Genomic DNA, 17,709 nt, shown 5'->3' on the forward strand with positions numbered 1-17,709 from the left:
GTATTTGTCGAAGTGGATTGTCTTGCGTGTGGCTACTACGGAGTTCCGAGGTTCTTAGTCCAACAGATCCTGAGAGGAGAGTGGCGACTCGACAAGGAAAGAACGAGGACCTATCTGGCGATGCGAGCTGTGAATAAGCAGCCGCCTTGGATAACGAAGGTTGATATCAATATTCATCTTCTACGTCACGTGACCGTCTCTCGTCCTTAAGCAGCTTTCAACAGCGCCTTAATCACTCTCTTGCCTGCCAGCGGCGGAACCGCATTGCCAGCCATATGCATGGTCAGCCGGTGGCTGTCCGGGCGCAGGGTATCGGCCGAAAACGACATTGCGGCCAAGGCCTCATCAGCGCTGAGCATCCGCATGCGGTTGCCGTCGACTAAGGCCCAGCAGTCTGGGGTAGTGAGGGTGCCGATCGGCCGGTTGATGTTTCGGCTGGTAGTGCCTGAGCCCTTGCCGTAGTACGGCTTGATGAACCGGTCGCCGAACCGCGCGCGACCGTTGCGCACGCGATCAAGCGTGGCCTGCGCCCGGCCTGGCTTTTCGATCGGCGACCAACGCCCGGCGTCGAAGTCCAGAAAGCTGGCCGCTGCCACATGTCGTTCCTGCGGCAGTTGCAGCATCAGCGGTGCCTTGCTTCGCGTCATTACCATGAACAGGCGTACCCTGTACTGCGGCACCGCGTGAGCGGTTGGGCAACGTAAAAGCTGACGGCGCCGTCCACGGCCTGGCAAGCAGCCAAGGGGAGTTACTGGGCATGCACAGGTGCAGAACAGGTTGACCTTGTCTTAGAATGCATGTTTCCCGCCCCTCAAAGGAATGAAATCGTGGTGAGCAACAACGCCATCTGCTGCCCGCAATGCCAGGGTCAGCAAGTCCAGCTCTTGTCCGTCATCCATGCCGCTGGGACCTCGCGCATTCAAGCAACCCACCAAGCGCAATCCGGAATCGGACCGAGCGTAACTGTCGAGACCACCGGCCGGCATCAGACCGATTTGGCCGCTAGCGTCGGCCCTCCACCAGGTAAGCGCTTGCTGGGACCTGTAGTCCTCACGGGTGTTGGCGCTATTATCCTGTACGACGGCCTCAAGCTGATGAACTCGTATTGGGGCGTTGATTGGGGCAAGTTCTTCATTGGCGTGACATTCATCGCCATTGGTGTGATTGGGTTTGTGCGTCACTGGAAGTTCAACGTCGCTCAGTATGACAAGCTGGAAGAGTGGCGCCGTACGTGGATGTGCCATTCCTGCGGTACGAGATTTCAGCCCTCTTAACTCATGTAGTTCCCGGACTATATCTAAGCCCGCCTAGTGCGGGCTTTTTGTTGCCTGCCTGGAGCAGATCAGGACAACGATTGCCTCCCTTGGCCTGAGGATCGACTCCAGTGATGCTGTCGAGGCCGCAAGCGACCTCGTGCCCAGGCCAGCCGCCGTGCCGCCGAAATTGCTGATAAGCAGCAGCCCCGCCTATTGTTGATGGCTCAAGCTTCTCTAGAGGCGAGTGAGTACGTTCAGTTGCTGAATCGTGCAACCGCTCAAACCGCCGAAGTTACCAGCCAGGCGAATGCCGTGCTGTCGGATAACGCCAGCCGGCAGGCCGCCATCAACACCCGCGCTCAAGCTTTGCTGGCAACAGAAGAGCGCCTGGCCGGGTCCGCCAAGACCGCAGCAGCCGCACAGCGCGATCAGGGCCATCCGTTTTCTGTCAGGTAATACGGCACACTTTCAGTTCGGTGTTTTCTACTAGGGTATCGGACAGCTCCCACCTGGTGTTCAGTTTGGTTATCTCGGCGCCCGAGGTCGCCTTCGAGATCGCAGCATTAGTTTGGGAACTGGCTCAACGTCGAGAGCGGAGCGCTGGATCAAGGTTTGCTAAACCTTGGTCGGAGTTTCAGAGGGCGTGTTGTAAAGGAGTCCCGCGTAGGAATGCATGCTGATCTGCCGCGACATTCGGCGAAACGCTCTGACGGCCAACGTTGCCGGTAACAGCGGGCCGTTGAGCTTGCGCGAGTGGCCTGCAAAGTGCCTGTTGAGTCTACTTAATACATGTATAACTTTCCTTATTTTTGATCAGACTTTACCTACGTTCCAATTGCTTTATTGGTTGGGCGCAGTGTAGGTGAACGCGTGTTTTCGATGTTTATCGATAAGGCGGGCAATGTCAGGCCTGGTTGGTTTCGAATGCATGCAGTGTTACTAAGTGTGTGTGTTTTTCGGTGTAGGATATTTCCGAAATTCAATCAAAAGCATCCGAAATGAACATTGGGGGGTGGAAAGGATGTTTGGAATGATTCATTGTGGTAGGGAAGTCGACCAGGGTTAAGATCTCTGGCCATCGATAGAAAGGGAATTTTATCTGCTGTATGGCTGGTGGCTCATCGCGCTAGTCGGGCAAAAGTGTGAGTTCCCGTCAAAATTTCGTTTTGATAGCGGTATTTGCTGATCGCAGCAGGTCGCTGGAGGGAATATGGCATCAAGTAGTTTTCAGAACGAAGTACCTAAGGCACGGGTCAACATAAAGCTCGATTTGCACACTGGCGGTGCCCAGAAAAAGGTTGAGCTTCCGCTCAAGTTGATGGTGATGGGTGACTACAGTAATGGCAAAGAGCAGCGCTCGTTGCCTGAGCGATCCAAGGTCAACATCAACAAGCATAATTTCGATAGCGTACTGGCTGAATTCACGCCAAGCCTGAAGCTGACGGTTGACAATGCGCTGCTCAATGACGGCAGCGACACTGCTGTCGATCTGAGATTTCAGAGTCTGAAAGACTTTGAGCCAGAGCAGGTGGCTCGGCAAATACCACAGCTGCGTGCCTTGCTGGCAATGCGCAACCTGCTGCGCGACCTCAAATCGAATCTGTTGGACAACGCGACCTTTCGCCATGAGTTGGAGCGCATCCTCAAGGATGACGCGTTGAGTGATGAGCTCAGGGCTGAATTGTCTGCTCTGGCGCCCCAAGTCGATCGCTAACTCCACTTCGTTCCGGTTTACAGGAAGTTTCAATTATGTCTGTAGAGCAATCTTCTGCGCAATCGCGCGGCGCTGCGGTGTTGTCTGAAAACAGCCATGGCGTTTACTCCGCCCTGTTCGATAAGATCAACTTGAGTCCCATCGCGCAACTGGGTGACATTGACGCGTTTCAGCATCCGGAAGCATTGTCCGAGGTATCCGCTGATGAGCGGGTCACTGCCTCAGTGAGTGTGTTTTTGAACTTGCTCAAGCAGTCAGCGCGAAAAGTCGAGCGTCTGGATAGAACGCTGTTGGATGAGCATATTGCTTCGCTGGATGCACAAATCAGTCGTCAGCTCGATGCAGTAATGCACCATCCCGACTTCCAGCGTGTGGAGTCGACTTGGCGTGGCGTGAAATCGCTGATCGATCAAACCGATTTTCGCCAGAATGTTCGAATCGAATTGCTGGATGTCAGTAAAGAGCATCTGGTGCAGGACTTCGAGGATGCGCCAGAAATTGCCCAGAGTGGCTTCTATCTGCATACCTACACCCAGGAGTATGACACCCCTGGAGGTGAGCCAATTGCTGCGGCCATTTCGAATTATGAGTTCGATTGCAGCCCACAGGATATCGCTTTGCTGCGCAATGTTTCGAAGGTTGCGGCGGCAGCACATATGCCATTCATTGGTTCCGTTGGGCCCGCATTTTTTGGCAAGAAAACGATGGAAGAAGTTGCCGCCATCAAAGATATTGGCAACTACTTGGACCGTGCCGAGTACATAAAATGGCACAGTTTCACCGAGAGCGATGATGCCCGGTATACGGGTTTGTTGATGCCGCGCGTGTTAGGGCGGCTGCCCTATGGGCCAGATACCACGCCCGTACTCACCTTCAACTACGGTGAAAACGTCAAGGGCCCAGATCATGAAAAATACCTGTGGATCAGTGCTGCATTCGCTTTTGCTGCGAATATGGTCCGCAGCTTCATTGCCAACGGCTGGTGTGTGCAAATTCGTGGCCCGCAATCCGGCGGTGCAGTCACTGACCTGCCGATCCATCTGTACGATTTGGGTACCGGCAACCAGGTGAAGATCCCCTCGGAGGTGATGATTCCCGAGACGCGTGAGTTCGAATTCGCCAACCTCGGTTTCATTCCTCTGTCGTACTACAAGAATCGTGATTACGCCTGCTTCTTCTCGGCCAACTCTGCCCAGAAGCCTGCGCTGTATGACACCGCCGACGCGACTGCTAACAGCCGAATCAATGCGCGCTTGCCGTATATCTTCCTGCTGTCGCGTATTGCCCATTACCTCAAGCTGATCCAGCGCGAAAACATCGGCACGACCAAAGACCGGCGCTTGTTGGAACTGGAACTGAACAAGTGGGTAGGCGGGCTGGTCACCGAAATGACCGATCCGGGGGACGATCTTCAGGCTTCGCATCCTCTGCGCGATGCCAGGGTGATCGTGGAAGACATCGAAGACAATCCGGGTTTCTTCCGTGTGAAGTTGTACGCCGTGCCGCACTTTCAGGTGGAAGGTATGGACGTCAACCTGTCGTTGGTTTCGCAGATGCCCAAGGCCAAAGCCTGAGTCAGTCCGTAGGGAAGTGCTGTCATGAAGATCGACCGTCCTCTATGGGCCACGGGTGCCTTGTTGTCTGCGCAGCAGTTTCAGCAACAGGCTCGCTGGGAGGCCTGGACCAACCACTGCCTTGCCCACCTGTCACTGGTGCACCCTTGGGGTGTACAGGCGGTGTCATTCGACCTGGATGCCTTGAGTCTTGGCAAGCTCAAGGCGACTAAACTGCGATTGTGTATGCCGGACGGTACCCTGATCGACACTGATCGGGTGGATCGTCTTCCTGCGGCTTTGGACTTGGCTCGGTTGCTGTCCGATGACAGCTCAAGTGCTACGGTGCTGCTGGCGTTACCGCTGGAACAGGCCAATGGCGGCAACTGTCTGTTCGAAGGGGGGAGGGTTGATCGACCGGCGCGCTATCGTCAGGCGTGGCGTGACGTGCAGGATGTGTACGCCGATGAGGTGCAATCGATCGGTGTGCTGGAGCACTCTCTGACGCTGCGCTTGGAGCAGGATGAGAATGCCGATTACCTGACGTGTCCGGTCGCTCGCCTGATACGCGATGGCCAGGGTATCTGGAGTCTGGATCCTGCCTACGTACCGCCATTGCTCAGCTTCGCAGCGCATCCGGGCTTGGTGGCGCAACTGGACAATTTGCTAACCCAGCTGTCGGCCAAGCGACAGCGCTTGATGGGCATGCGCAGGGAAAGCAACCAGCGTATGGCCGACTTCGCCGTTGCGGATGTCTCGTTGTTCTGGTTGCTCAACGCCTTGAACACCTACCAGCCGGTGCTGGCTGACCTCAAACTTCATCCCATGCGCCACCCGGAACAGGTCTATCAGGAACTGGTCAAATTGGCCGGCAGCCTGCTGACGTTCTCGCTCGACCATGACATGGAGCAGATTCCTGCCTATCGCCACGAGCAACTGGAATTTGTGTTCGCGCCGTTGATGTGCACCCTTTCCACGTTGCTGGAGGCCAGCTTACCGTCGCGCGTCATTGCCTTGGCGCTGGAAGAGCGCGGCGCAAATCGTTGGCAAGTTACGCTCAATGACGCACGACTGCGCGAACCTGACGGCGCCGACTTTTACCTGTCGGTGCGTTGTCGACTTCCGGCTGCCCAACTGCAGGGACAGTTCCCTCGCTTGTGCAAGGTCGGAGCACCGGATGATGTCGATCATCTGGTTAACGCCGCCCTTGACGGTGTTCCCTTGCAATCGCTTAGCCATGTGCCCGCAGCCATTCCGTTGCGCCTGGAGAACCAGTACTTCGCCCTGGATCTTACCCATGCCAAAGGCAAAGCCATGTTGGCCGAAGGTGTTTGTGCGTTCTACGTTCCCAGCACCCTGGTCGACGTCAAGCTTGAACTGTTTGCGGTGCTGCGCGCATGAACGTGAACGAATCGAATACAACAAAGCCATCGGTGGTGGACATCGATGCGCTATTGCAGGACAGCTACCTGTTGGTGGTCGAGTTTCGCCAGGGGGGCTCCGTCCCGAATAGCGTTGAGTTGGGGCAGCTTTGCGTGGCACAGATCGAGCACGTGCGCCAGTGTCTGAAAACAGCCGCCATGGATCAGCGCAGTATTGACTACATCAGCCATGCCCAATGCGCCTTGTTGGATGAAACCGTACTCAGCTGCGCCAAAGACGATGCTCATGCCACTTGGGCCAGTGCGCCCTTGCAGGCGAAGTTTTTCAGCCGTCATCAGGCCGGTGAATTCCTGTACGAAGATATGCGCGAAGTGCTTCGCGAACCCGCAGCCGACCTGAGCGTGCTGACGGCATTCCAACGCGTGCTGATGCTGGGCTTTCGGGGGCGCTATCGCGATGTTAGCGATCCTGAGCGCGAGCAACTGTTAGCGGCGCTCAATGCGCGGGTGCCGCCTCTTGAGGTCAACCCGTCGCTAATCACACAAGCTGTGGGCGGCCAGCGTAGCTGGCTCCTGGCCGGGTTGCAGTCACCGTTGCTCCACGTTGCGGCGGCGGCCATGGTGCTTGTCGGTGTCTGGTGGGGGCTGGACCACATGCTCGACGATACCATTGCAACGCTCTTGCCTGGTCAGGGGTGAGGCACTTATGACGCATAAACAGGCTCAAGGGCTCTGGTTGTGGGTAGGTTCGCTAGCATTGGCATTGCTCGCCATCGTGCCGTTTGCTTTCGGAGCGCGTCTGTTCGCTATCGTGGTGGTGCTGGTTGTTGTCACGCTGGCCTGGAAGCGGGCGAAGCAACGCGCGATGCGCCAGGGCGAGTTGTTGACTCTGGCTGATAGCGCATCCTTGCCATCTGCGAGTTACCACCAGCCGGTGATCATGGTCTGTGGCGATGGTCTGCTTGACCTGTTTGGTTCCGTTCCCGTCGAACAGCTCGCCCTGCGTGTAACGGAGCAGGGGTGTTATGTGCGAGTGCCAACCTCGCAACAGCTACCGTCGATCATCGCCAGTATCAGGGGTAGTCGTCCGGGGTGGGACGGGCAGCTTAGCGTCATGTTGGTGATCAACCCCGGTGAACACACGGACAGCACGGTACTGGCTAACCGGGTTCGCAGCTTTGCCTATCAAGTGGCCATGGTTCGCAAGCGCAGCATAGCGCTGCCACTGCTGATGGTGAGTTATCTGCAAGCCTCGCAGAATACGGGGCTTTGGTTCAGTTGGGAGGCCGGCAAGGCCCGCGCGAAAGTGCGGGAGACAGGCGAGTGCACCAGCGTGGTCGATTGGCAGCGGCAGGCCACTGATTCCACAGCCTACGCGGCACGACTGCAGGCCAGCGTTCAACTGAACAGCGTTGTGGCCTGGCTGAACGAAACAGTCATGCCTAACCTCGTTGCTTCGCAGCTTGCCGGTCCAGCAGTCTGCGCCGTTTCGTTTGTTCCTGCGTTGGCTTGCCGTGCAGAGGGCAATCTGTGGCAGCAGTGGTTGAAGGACAAGGTCGCTCTGACGGCTACAGAAGCCGTTTCATCGGGAGCGACGTTGCCGTTTCCCGACACCTTCTTGCACTTGCTGCCCACGTCTGTATCGCGTGCCCAAGGACACCGCACACGCATCATTGGCCTGTGGCTGCTCGTGCTCGCGGGGGTGACCGGCTTAGCGAGTTCGGCCTGGCAAAACACGTTGCTGATCCGCCAGGTCAGCGATGACTTGCGTCGCTATCTGGCCATTCCAGCCCATTCAGAGCGCGCGGAGTTTCCCTTGCGGGAGGAGGCGCTGGCGGTACTTCGTCAGGATGCGTTGCGGCTGGACCGCTACTACCGGCATGGGGCGCCATGGTCACTCGGATTCGGGCTGTATCGCGGGGAACGCGTGCGCGTGCCCTTGCTGGTAACCATCGCTAGTCACCGACAACCAATGCTCGCGCCTGTACCCGTCGGATCAGCGACACCTGTTCGTCTTGACAGCCTCTCCTTGTTCAGCACAGGCAGCGCTCAACTAAAACCGGACTCGACCAAAGTCCTGATCAATGCGTTGGTCGATATCAAGGCGCAGCCAGGCTGGTTGATCGTTATTGCCGGGCATACCGATGCTACGGGTAGTGCAGAACACAACCTGCAGCTGTCCCGTGCCCGCGCCGCCGCCGTACACGACTGGATGCTGCGCATGGGCGACATCCCCGGCAGTTGCTTTGCGGTGCAAGGATTTGGTGCCAGCCAACCAATCGCCAGCAATGACACCGAGCATGGGCGCTCTGCCAACCGTCGCGTCGAAATCCGTCTGGTGCCGGAAGCGGAGGCCTGCGTGCCGTCCACTGCCGAGTCAGGCCTGCAACCCCTGTCGCAATCTGCGGCATTCAACTTCTGAGAAAAGGAGCTTCACATGGCTATTCCCGTTTACCTGTGGCTGCAAGATGACGGCGGCGCGCAAATCAAAGGCTCTGTGGATGTGCAGAACCGCGTAGGCAGTATCGAAGTGATTGCCCAGGACCACAGCCTGTACATCCCCACCGACAACAACACCGGCAAGTTAACGGGTACGCGGGTGCACACCCCGTTTCTGTTCAGCAAGGAAATCGATGCCTCCAGCCCCTATCTGTACAAGGCAGTAACCACGGGCCAGACCCTCAAAAGCGCTGAGTTCAAGTGGTACCGCATCGACGATGCAGGCCAGGAAGTCGAGTATTTCGTGACCAAGCTGGAGAACGTCAAGGTGGTGAAAGTCGCGCCAAAAATGCATGACATCAAGGACTCGTCCAAGGAAAAGCACAACCACCTGGAGCAGGTTGAGTTGCGCTACGAGAAGGTCACCTGGACCTACAAGGACGGCAACATCATCCATTCTGACGCTTGGAACGAGCGCCAGAGTGCTTGATGCGCTGACGCTGGCAGGTGATTGATGCCAGCGGTTTGCGGTGTGCTGGGTTGAACGTCCGTTCGCGGACGTTCAGCCAAACACATCGTGACTTGCGCCAGTGTTCGCTGCACCGATGACTCCGTGAAAAATCCACAACAAGGACGCCCTTATGGCACAGAACGCCACGCGTTTGCTTCGTCGCCTCAACCCTTACTGTGCACAGGCGCTGACGGCGGCGGCGTCACTGTGCCAAACCCGCGCCCACGGGCAGATCACGGTCGAGCATTGGTTGCTCAAATTGCTGGGGCAAGGCCAGGGCGATTTGATCCTGATCGCACGTCGTTACGAATGGGATGTGGAAACGCTCTGGAATGGCTTGCTCAAGCATCTCGACACGCTGCCGCGCAGTGTGCACAGCAAGCCTCAGCTCAGCGCCAAGCTGCAGCAGTTGATGACCAATGCCTGGCTTCACGCGTCGCTGAATGACGACAGCGAATGTCTGCGCTCCACGCATCTGCTCAGCGCTTTACTGGAGACCCCCAGCCTGATCGAGTGTGAAGCGGCCTGGCCGCTGTTCAGCCTCAACCAGACCCAGTTGCAGCAACTGATTGCGGTGCTTGATCAAGAATCCGAGGAGCGTCCACAGGCTCAACAGGACATGGCCTTGGTGTTGGCCAAGGCGCTCCCTGGGCTAGATGCGCCGACTACTCCGAGTGGTAAAGAGGATGCCTTACGAAACGTGCTCGATCAATTTACCCAGGACGTCACCGCCAACGCCGGAGCAGGGCAGATCGATCCCGTATTTGGCCGTGACGACGAAATCCGCCAGGTCATCGACATCCTCAGCCGGCGGCGCAAGAACAACCCCATCTTGGTCGGTGACCCTGGGGTGGGCAAAACCGCGCTGGTCGAAGGCTTGGCCTTGCGCATCGCTCAAGGCAAGGTCCCGGACAGCCTCAAACCGGTGTGCGTGCGTACCCTGGACCTTGGGTTACTGCAGGCGGGGGCGGGAGTCAAAGGTGAGTTCGAGCAGCGCCTGAAGAACGTCATTGATGCGGTGCAACAGTCGGCAACGCCGGTACTGCTGTTTATCGATGAAGCCCATACCCTCATCGGCGCTGGTAACCAGGCGGGCGGCGCTGATGCGGCGAATCTGCTCAAGCCGGCCCTGGCCCGTGGTGAGCTGCGCACCATTGCGGCCACGACCTGGAGCGAATACAAACAGTATTTCGAGCGCGACGCAGCCTTGGAAAGGCGTTTCCAGATGGTCAAGGTCGATGAGCCGGACGATGCCAATGCCTGCCTCATGCTGCGTGGCCTCAAGGCCCGTTACGCCAGCCACCATGGCGTGCACATTCAGGATGCCGCAGTACAAGCAGCGGTGAGCCTGTCACGTCGCTACCTGACCGGCAGGCGTTTGCCAGACAAGGCTGTCGACCTGCTCGACACTGCCAGTGCCCGGGTACGCATGAGCCTGGATTGCGAGCCCCAGGCACTGGTCCGCCTTAAGGCCCGCCAAGGCGCGTTGCTGCTGGAGCGCCAGGCGCTGGAGGAAGATGCGCAACTCGGCGGTGGCTGCGCAGATGAGCGGATGACGAAAATAGCTACGCACCTTGTCGAGCTCAGTGCTCAGCAGATCAAACTGGAGAGCCAGTATCGGCACGAGCTTGACCTGACAAGGCAATTGCTCGATGCGCGCCAGGCGGTACCGAGCCAAGCAGAGCAGAGTGCGCGACTGCAGCAACAGCTGAGCGCTGCGCAAGGTAACCAACCGCTTGTCTCCCTTGACGTTGACGCCCGCAGTGTGGCCGAGGTGATTGCCGATTGGACCGGGGTGCCCCTGGGTAGCTTGCTCAAAGATGAACATGCCAGCTTGTTGGCATTGGAGCAGCAATTGGCAGGGCGCGTGATCGGCCAGGACCACGCGTTGCAGGCCATGGCCCAGCGGTTGCGCGCTGCCCGGGCCGGCTTGACCGACGACAAGGCGCCGTTGGGGGTGTTCCTGCTGGTGGGCAGCAGTGGCGTCGGCAAAACCGAAACCGCCCTGGCCCTGGCCGACAGCCTGTTCGGTGGTGAAAAGTCGTTGATCACCCTCAACCTCTGCGAATATCAGGAACCCCATACCGTCAGCCAACTCAAAGGCTCGCCTGCGGGTTACGTCGGTTACGGTCAGGGTGGCGTGCTCACCGAAGCGGTGCGCCAACGTCCCTACAGTGTGGTCTTGCTCGATGAGGTAGAGAAGGCTCATCGCGATGTACTCAGCCTTTTCTACCAGGTTTTTGATCGTGGCTTCATGCGCGATGGCGAAGGGCGCGAGATCGACTTTCGCAACACCGTCATCCTCATGACCTCCAACCTCGGCAACGACCTGTTGCAGGCCTGCCTGCAGGAGCAAGCCGATGCCCCAGACAGTGTGTTGCAGGAATTGCTGCGACCGATCTTGCGCGAGCATTTCCAGCCGGCCTTGCTGGCCCGCTTTCAAACCCTGGTCTACCGCCCCCTGGACGCTGACGCACTCAAACGCATCGTTGCGATCAAGCTGGCTCAGGTCGGTAACCGCCTGCAACGTCACTACGGGCTGACCTGTCAAGTTGACCCCCGGCTCAATGATGTCCTGGTTGCCGCCTGCCTGCTGCCGGATACCGGTGCACGCAACATCGACAGCCTGCTCAACCAGCAGATCCTGCCGGTGCTCAGCCAGCAACTGTTGCAGCGTCAGGCGACCCGTCAACACACCCACGGTGTGACCTTGGGCTACAGCGACACGGATGACATCACCCTGGACTTTACCGATATACCAAACCGGGCCCGGCCTGTGACCTGGGAGGTTTGAGCATGGTCGAACTACGCACCTTTTTCGACCACAGTCGCCACAAACTTGAGGTTCGGGGTGTCGAGGCAGGGCTCGATGTATTGGCCTTTCATGGCGAAGAGCACTTAAGCCAGCCCTTCAGCTACAGCGTGGAGTTCACCTCCAGCGAGCAGGACATCGCTGTTGAACAGATGCTCGGCCAGGACGCTAGCTTCAGCCTGCAGGCGCCGCCGCAAAAGGCTTTTCTGGGCCTGACACTGCCCGAGGTCAAACCGCTGCGCACCCTGCATGGGGTGGTTACCGGGTTCAAGCGCTTGTCGGGCTCCAATGACGAAGCCTGCTACGAAATTACCTTGCAACCGCGGTTGGCGTTACTGGATCGCGGCAAGCAGTACCGCATCTACCAGCATCAGTCGGTACCGGAAATCGTTGAGGGCATCCTGCGCAGTCGCCACAACTTTGAAGGGCAGGACTTTCTGTTCACACTCGTGCGTGACTACCCCAAGCGTGAACAAGTCATGCAGTACGGTGAAAGTGACCTGGCGTTCATCGCCCGCTTGCTGGCCGAAGTGGGGATTTGGTATCGCTTTACCAGCGATGAGCGCCTGCACATCGACGTCGTCGAGTTTCACGACGACCAGCGCCACTACCAGTTCGATGTCGAGCTGCCCTATCGCCCCCAGTCCGGCCTGAGCAGCAGCGGGCAGGATGGCGTGTGGAAGCTGCAAACCAGCCACCAGGTGGTGGAGCAGCAGGTCAGTATTCGCACCTATCACCACCGTGACGCCAACGTTCCCCTGGACGGCGAGGTCGACCACAGCCGTGGCGCAACCACCACCTACGGCGAGGGTTATCACTACGCCGAGCCTTACACCGCCCTCGGCGAGTCGCTGGCCCAGGATGAAGACCTGCAAAGCGAAAGTGGCTACTTCTATGCGCGCCTGAATCACGAGCGCTACCTGAACGGCCAGACGCAGCTCAGTGGTATCAGCAGCAGCCCGGTGCTGGCGCCTGGGCAGGTGTTGAAGATTTCCGGTGGTGCGCCGCAGGCCTTTGCTGCAGGTACGGTCATCACTCAACTAACCACCCACGCTGCGCGGGACCGAAGCTTTGAAGCCAGCTTCCAGGCCATGCCCTATTCAGAAACGGTCTGCTTTCGGCCGCAGTTACTGTCTAAGCCACAGATCCCCGGAACCGTGCCGGCCCGCGTCACCAGCCCGCAGGAGAACGACCCGTACGGCCACATCGACCTGGAAGGGCGCTATCGGGTGAACTTCCTGTTCGATCGCGACAGTTGGAAGCTCGGTGAAGAAAGCCTATGGCTACGCCTGGCACGGCCTTACGCCGGCGATACCCATGGCCTGCATCTACCGCTGATTTGTGGCACTGAAGTGGCCGTGGCGTTCGAGCACGGCGACCCGGATCGCCCCTACATTGCTCACGCCCTGCACGACAGCCAGCACCCTGACCACGTTACCCTGCGCAACTACAAGCGCAACGTACTGCGCACCCCGGCCAACAACAAACTGCGCATGGACGACACGCGTGGGCAGGAGCACATCAAACTCAGTACTGAGCATAGTGGGAAGAGCCAGCTCAATCTGGGGCACATAGTCGACTCCGACAAAAAAAGACGTGGCGAGGGCTTTGAGCTGCGCACAGATGGCTGGGGCGCAGTTCGAGGCGGCAGAGGGTTGTTCATTAGTGCTGACGAGCAGACCAAGGCCGCAGGTGATGTGCTGGCTATGGAGCCAGCATCTGGCTTGATTCAGGAGGCCAGGCAACAAATGGCCGATTGGCAGGAAATTACCCAGGCTCACCACAGCCGCCAGCCTTCCACGGATGGGTTGCAGCAACTTGAAGCCGATGCAAAGGGCCTGACTGCACCCGCTATCGTGCTCAGCGCACCCAATGGCATTAGTGCGGTCACCCCAGCCAGCATTTTGCTTGAAAGTGGAAAGGCCCTGCACCTGCAAAGCAAGGACGAGATAAACCTCGCTGCTGCCAGACGACTCTCGGCAAATGCCAGTCAAAGCATCTCACTGCTGGCCAAACAGGAAGGTATGCGCCTGGTGTCGGGCAAGGGGCCTTTGGAGATTGAGTCTCACGGTGATGTGTTGGACTTGACGGCTTTGCAGGACATCACCGTGCAATCTACCCAGGGGCATCTGCAGCTTACTGCCAAGAACGGTATCACGCTTGGCTGTGGCGGTGCCTACATCCGTATTACGGCGCAGGGTGAAATCCACCTTCACAGCCCCGGCGTCATCAGCTTCAAGGGTAAGCATAGGTTCAACCCGCCGGGTGGGGGCGAGTTTCCGCTCCCTGAACTGCCAGGGGCTGTGTGCATAGAGTGCTTGAAGAGGGCGCAAGCAGCCGCCCAGGGCTTCGTGCTCAGGGAGGCGCAAGCATGATTGCCGAGCATCTAGCCACTTGGCTCAGCTTGCTGCAAATCGCCTGTGAGCAGGCCGGCACCCGCCACCTGCACCTGATCATCGACCAGGCCGGCAGCGAAGCGCCATTGCTTCCCAGTGTACTCAGCGTCGAGCCACCTTTGGCCTGGTACTCGCTGTTCACCGGGCTGCCGGAGGAGGGCGCTGCAGACCTGGCCCCGCTGTTGGTACGGGTTGACCTGGCGCAGCCGCTGCAGCGGCAATGGCTTCTCGGTCTGATGCACGCGACAGACGGTCATTCACAGCTGCTGGTCCTGGCGTCGGCCTGGCCCTTTGCGGTACTGGCCGAGCACTTGAGTCGCTGTCTGGAAGCCCGCAACGGAGGCGTCCTGGGGTTGCTGCGCTACTACGATCCGCGCCTGTTTCCGTTGTTGTTCAGTCATGTCCTGCAACCTGCGCAACAGCAGCCGTTGTTGCGCCCTGCATTGTTCTGGAGCTGGCTGGATCGCGACGGTTCGCCCCGCTATCTGCTGGGGGCGGCCGATTTGCCCGCTGGCCCGGACACGCACCGTACTATCGAACTGAGTGACAGCCAGATCGACACCCTGGGTTGTGCCAGTGACGCCACTACGGCAATGGCCCGGCTAAGCACCGCATTTTCCCGCGAGTGGGGGATGGAGCAACGTTTTCGGGCCTGTTACCGGGCAATGCTCGAGGCAAGCAAAGCTGGGGTGCTGCTTGCCGACCAGCGTGAAGCCTACGCCCTTGACCAACTGCGCCAAGCCGGAATGGCCCATCCAGCATCGACAGGAAGACAGTAATGTTCAAGCGCTCACAAGCCAGTTGTCTCTCGGCTATCGTCGCCAGCCTCCTGCTTGCACAGACGGTCCACGCCAGCACCATCGACGGTATCAACCATACCCACTGGGCCATCAACCGCTTTAGTGTCGATGGACGTTCGGCGATTGACATCATTGGTCCGTATCAAGGTGGTGGGGGGGGGTGTTGTTACATCGCTCCTGAACGTTGGATGCCGGGGATGACGGTGAAAATTGATTGGGAAACTGGAGTTGGAAGCTCGAAAGGATTTCCTGGGTTTGCTGATGAGGCCAAGTACGATGTTTGGTTAGACAAAATCAATGCTCAAAAACGCAAGCACAGCAAACGCATCTTCGTCCCCGACTACACCGGTCAAAAAGTCTGCGGCATCACCGTGCACTTCCTGCCTTGCGACGACATTCAGGTCAGCACCTCCTGCTATGCCTACGGCAGCCCCGAGTACCCGATCAAGACCCCGCTGCAGTTGCCGGAGCCACAGTCATGTCCCAAGTAAAACAACCTGTGTGCTATCCCCCGCAATTTCCGCTGCAGGGGCGTCTGCCTCAACGTGTCGAACAGGTCCAGGACAACCTCCTGCGCCAATGCGAGCAGGCGCGGGGCTACCATGATGCGCTGTGCCTGGCCGCTGGTTTTCGCCAGTCGCCGCCATGCTGCAAGACCTTGCACATCAGCCTGTTCTTCGACGGCACGGGCAACAACCTCAACAACGACCTGTACGAGTCCGAGGTTGCCCACCCGACCAATATCGCCCGGCTGTTTCGCGCAAGCATCGGCGACGGTCACGCGGGCGGCACCAGCCATCGCGGCAGCCAGGCGCGCAGCTTGACCGATGCCGCCGGCACCGGTAACGGCCAGTACTTCAAGTACTACATGCCCGGTGTGGGCACGCCGTTTCCGGAAGTGAACGACCTGGACTACAGCAGTGATGGCCTGGCGTTTGCGCGCCGTGGCGAAGAGCGCATCAACTGGGGCCTGCTGATGATCGTCGATGCCTTGCGCCGCACGCTGGGCCAACCACGGCTGGACAATGCGGCGTTGCAGGCGGCGGTCGAGGCCATGGGCACCTGGCGCGGTACGGAGTGGATCATGGGCCGGGCCAACCGTGCCCGCGAGTTTCGCAAACAGCTCAAGGCCCTGGAGCGCCCCTTGCGCATCGCCCTGGGCCAGCCCCAGCCGGGCCAGCCCAAGCTGCTGGGCGTCAAGCTGTACGTGTATGGCTTTTCTCGCGGCGCGGCGGCGGCACGGGCCTTTGTCAACTGGCTGAACCTGCTGTTGTCGCGCGCCGAGGCAGTGCCGACACTGAAGGTGCATGACCTCAAACTGCCAGTCAGTGTGGAGTACCTGGGGCTGCTCGATACCGTGGTGTCGGTGGGCCTTGCCGATATTTCGCCCGGGGTGACCGGACACATGGGCTGGGGCGATGGTAGCCAGGAGTTGCCGCGCGGGAATCTGCTCAAACGTTGTCTGCATATCGTCGCCAGTCATGAACAGCGGCTGAGTTTCCCGTCGGAATCTATTCGCCGCGAGGACGGTGCTTATCCGGTAAACAGCGTTGAAGTGATCTATCCCGGGGTGCATTCGGACCAGGGAGGCGGGTATCCGCCGGGGGATCAGGGGAAGGCGATTGCTAGGGATGATCGTTTACTGCTTTCACAGATAGCTCTTCATGACTTGTATGCTGATGCTTTCGCCAATGGTGCACCGCTAAAGGTTCTGGAGGACGTGGTACCTATCGGTCTACGTAATGAACTCTGGAGGGCAATGGAGCCTGAAGTAGCGCAAGCATTTGGTATATCTCCAGTGCTAGTTGAGCGTTTCAATGCCTGGCGGCAAGTTACTCTCAATCTGGCCCCCACATCACAGCCACTTCCAGCTGAACAGGTCGAACGCTACCAAGTGTCGCTGTCTACTGTTCCACTGGAGGAAGCCTTACGTGCGCAACTGGCCTGGATCACGGCCTGGCGCATTGACCGTTATGCCTTCGACAGCCTCAAGGGCACCAGTTTCTACCATGCTGCGAGCGACAAGCACGGCACGGAAGACGCCCGCAAGCGCGCCGAAGCCGAACGAGAGCACAAACAGAATCAAGTCAATGCCCGCCGCAAGGCGCAAAAGGCCCGCGAACGTAATGGCGCACCGAAGCTGCCACTGGAGCCCGGCGTCCCGGATTTCGATCCGGACAAGGCGCAAACCCAGTTGCGCGAAGCCGCTGCAGAGTTCGGCAAGATCTACCGCGACCTTGATAGCGACCCCTACCTGACTTTCTTGCGCATCGCCAAGAAAGTGAACCCCATCGCGCTGATCACCTACCTGAACAGCGCCCAGACCAATGCCGAGCGTGCGCGCTTGAAGGCGGCGGGGCGCGCCCACGTCAGCCGGCTCTTTCCACCCCCTCACGGCCAGCGCAATCACAGCACTGAACTTATGCGTGGCAATGTGGACGAGCACCGCAATCGCCAGATGCCTGAAGGCTTGCTCCGGGCACTGTTTGACGATCAGGTACACGACTCCCGGGCCTGGTTTCTCCACGCCGTGCTCAACAACACCTATTTGAAGGTGGGCGTGGCGGCGGGCCGTGAACCCTGGGGCAGCTACTTCAACGAGCGCATGGTGTTCTTCGGCGAGGCCAACAGAAGAGACCTGGCACTACTGCCGGCCGGGGCGAAAGCGCTTGATGGTATCGCTCAGACCTTGCAGGTCGATGCCCGGCAGCGGGCCCATGTCCAGCGAGACATTGCCGCAGTCTGGGAAGGCCATTACGCCAAGGTGAATGAGGTGAGCGATGAGTTGGCTTGAACGCTGTCTTAGCCTCCTGGTAAAGGCAATCGCCTCAACGTGCATGCTGACT

At 58.8% G+C, this 17,709-nt stretch carries 13 protein-coding genes and 1 pseudogene; 13 read left to right on the plus strand and 1 reads right to left on the minus strand.

The features are described from left to right. Nucleotides 1–206: 206 nt before the first annotated feature. Nucleotides 207–680: pseudogene (locus tag F8N82_RS10465) on the minus strand (DNA cytosine methyltransferase); the annotation flags it as partial. Between the two features lie 147 nt (nt 681–827). Between F8N82_RS10465 and F8N82_RS10470 the strand changes: the two are divergent. The 13 genes from F8N82_RS10470 (at nt 828) to F8N82_RS10530 (ending at nt 17,657) form a co-directional block, all read left to right on the plus strand. After that, the gene (locus tag F8N82_RS10470; protein ID WP_038995198.1) at nt 828–1,274 is read left to right on the plus strand and encodes a hypothetical protein; all 447 of its coding nucleotides are present in this window, start codon (nt 828–830) and stop codon (nt 1,272–1,274) included. A gap of 195 nt (nt 1,275–1,469) precedes the next feature. After that, on the plus strand, nt 1,470–1,712 hold the full coding sequence (locus tag F8N82_RS10475; protein ID WP_150776862.1) for a hypothetical protein: 243 nt from the start codon (nt 1,470–1,472) through the stop codon (nt 1,710–1,712). A 754-nt stretch (nt 1,713–2,466) separates the two neighbouring features. Next, complete coding sequence (gene tssB, locus F8N82_RS10480) at nt 2,467–2,970, plus strand: type VI secretion system contractile sheath small subunit (protein WP_038995201.1); 504 nt, start codon at nt 2,467–2,469, stop codon at nt 2,968–2,970. A 35-nt stretch (nt 2,971–3,005) separates the two neighbouring features. Continuing rightward, nucleotides 3,006–4,544 (plus strand): type VI secretion system contractile sheath large subunit, encoded by a 1,539-nt coding sequence (tssC, locus tag F8N82_RS10485; protein ID WP_038995202.1) that lies wholly within the window; start codon nt 3,006–3,008, stop codon nt 4,542–4,544. Between the two features lie 24 nt (nt 4,545–4,568). After that, complete coding sequence (gene tssK / locus F8N82_RS10490) at nt 4,569–5,924, plus strand: type VI secretion system baseplate subunit TssK (RefSeq protein ID WP_038995204.1); 1,356 nt, start codon at nt 4,569–4,571, stop codon at nt 5,922–5,924. Beyond that, on the plus strand, nt 5,921–6,604 hold the full coding sequence (gene tssL / locus F8N82_RS10495) for a type VI secretion system protein TssL, short form (RefSeq protein WP_038995205.1): 684 nt from the start codon (nt 5,921–5,923) through the stop codon (nt 6,602–6,604). Before tssK ends, tssL begins: the two co-directional genes overlap by 4 nt. Before the next feature lie 7 nt (nt 6,605–6,611). Beyond that, on the plus strand, nt 6,612–8,327 hold the full coding sequence (locus F8N82_RS10500) for an OmpA family protein (RefSeq protein WP_038995207.1): 1,716 nt from the start codon (nt 6,612–6,614) through the stop codon (nt 8,325–8,327). Between the two features lie 15 nt (nt 8,328–8,342). Further along, nucleotides 8,343–8,834 (plus strand): Hcp family type VI secretion system effector, encoded by a 492-nt coding sequence (locus F8N82_RS10505; RefSeq protein WP_038995208.1) that lies wholly within the window; start codon nt 8,343–8,345, stop codon nt 8,832–8,834. A 151-nt stretch (nt 8,835–8,985) separates the two neighbouring features. After that, the gene (gene tssH / locus F8N82_RS10510) at nt 8,986–11,649 is read left to right on the plus strand and encodes a type VI secretion system ATPase TssH (protein ID WP_038995209.1); all 2,664 of its coding nucleotides are present in this window, start codon (nt 8,986–8,988) and stop codon (nt 11,647–11,649) included. A 2-nt stretch (nt 11,650–11,651) separates the two neighbouring features. Then, nucleotides 11,652–14,042 (plus strand): type VI secretion system Vgr family protein, encoded by a 2,391-nt coding sequence (locus F8N82_RS10515; RefSeq protein ID WP_038995210.1) that lies wholly within the window; start codon nt 11,652–11,654, stop codon nt 14,040–14,042. Further along, nucleotides 14,039–14,842 carry a DUF4123 domain-containing protein gene (locus tag F8N82_RS10520; protein WP_038995211.1) on the plus strand — a complete coding sequence of 268 codons (804 nt, stop codon included), beginning with the start codon at nt 14,039–14,041 and terminating at the stop codon, nt 14,840–14,842. Before F8N82_RS10515 ends, F8N82_RS10520 begins: the two co-directional genes overlap by 4 nt. Continuing rightward, the gene (locus F8N82_RS10525; protein WP_150776863.1) at nt 14,842–15,354 is read left to right on the plus strand and encodes a DUF3304 domain-containing protein; all 513 of its coding nucleotides are present in this window, start codon (nt 14,842–14,844) and stop codon (nt 15,352–15,354) included. Before F8N82_RS10520 ends, F8N82_RS10525 begins: the two co-directional genes overlap by 1 nt. Then, nucleotides 15,342–17,657 carry a T6SS phospholipase effector Tle1-like catalytic domain-containing protein gene (locus F8N82_RS10530; protein ID WP_150776864.1) on the plus strand — a complete coding sequence of 772 codons (2,316 nt, stop codon included), beginning with the start codon at nt 15,342–15,344 and terminating at the stop codon, nt 17,655–17,657. Before F8N82_RS10525 ends, F8N82_RS10530 begins: the two co-directional genes overlap by 13 nt. Nucleotides 17,658–17,709 lie beyond the last annotated feature (52 nt).

The organism is Pseudomonas fluorescens (assembly GCF_902497775.2).
Classification (GTDB): Bacteria; Pseudomonadota; Gammaproteobacteria; order Pseudomonadales; family Pseudomonadaceae; genus Aquipseudomonas; species Aquipseudomonas putida_F.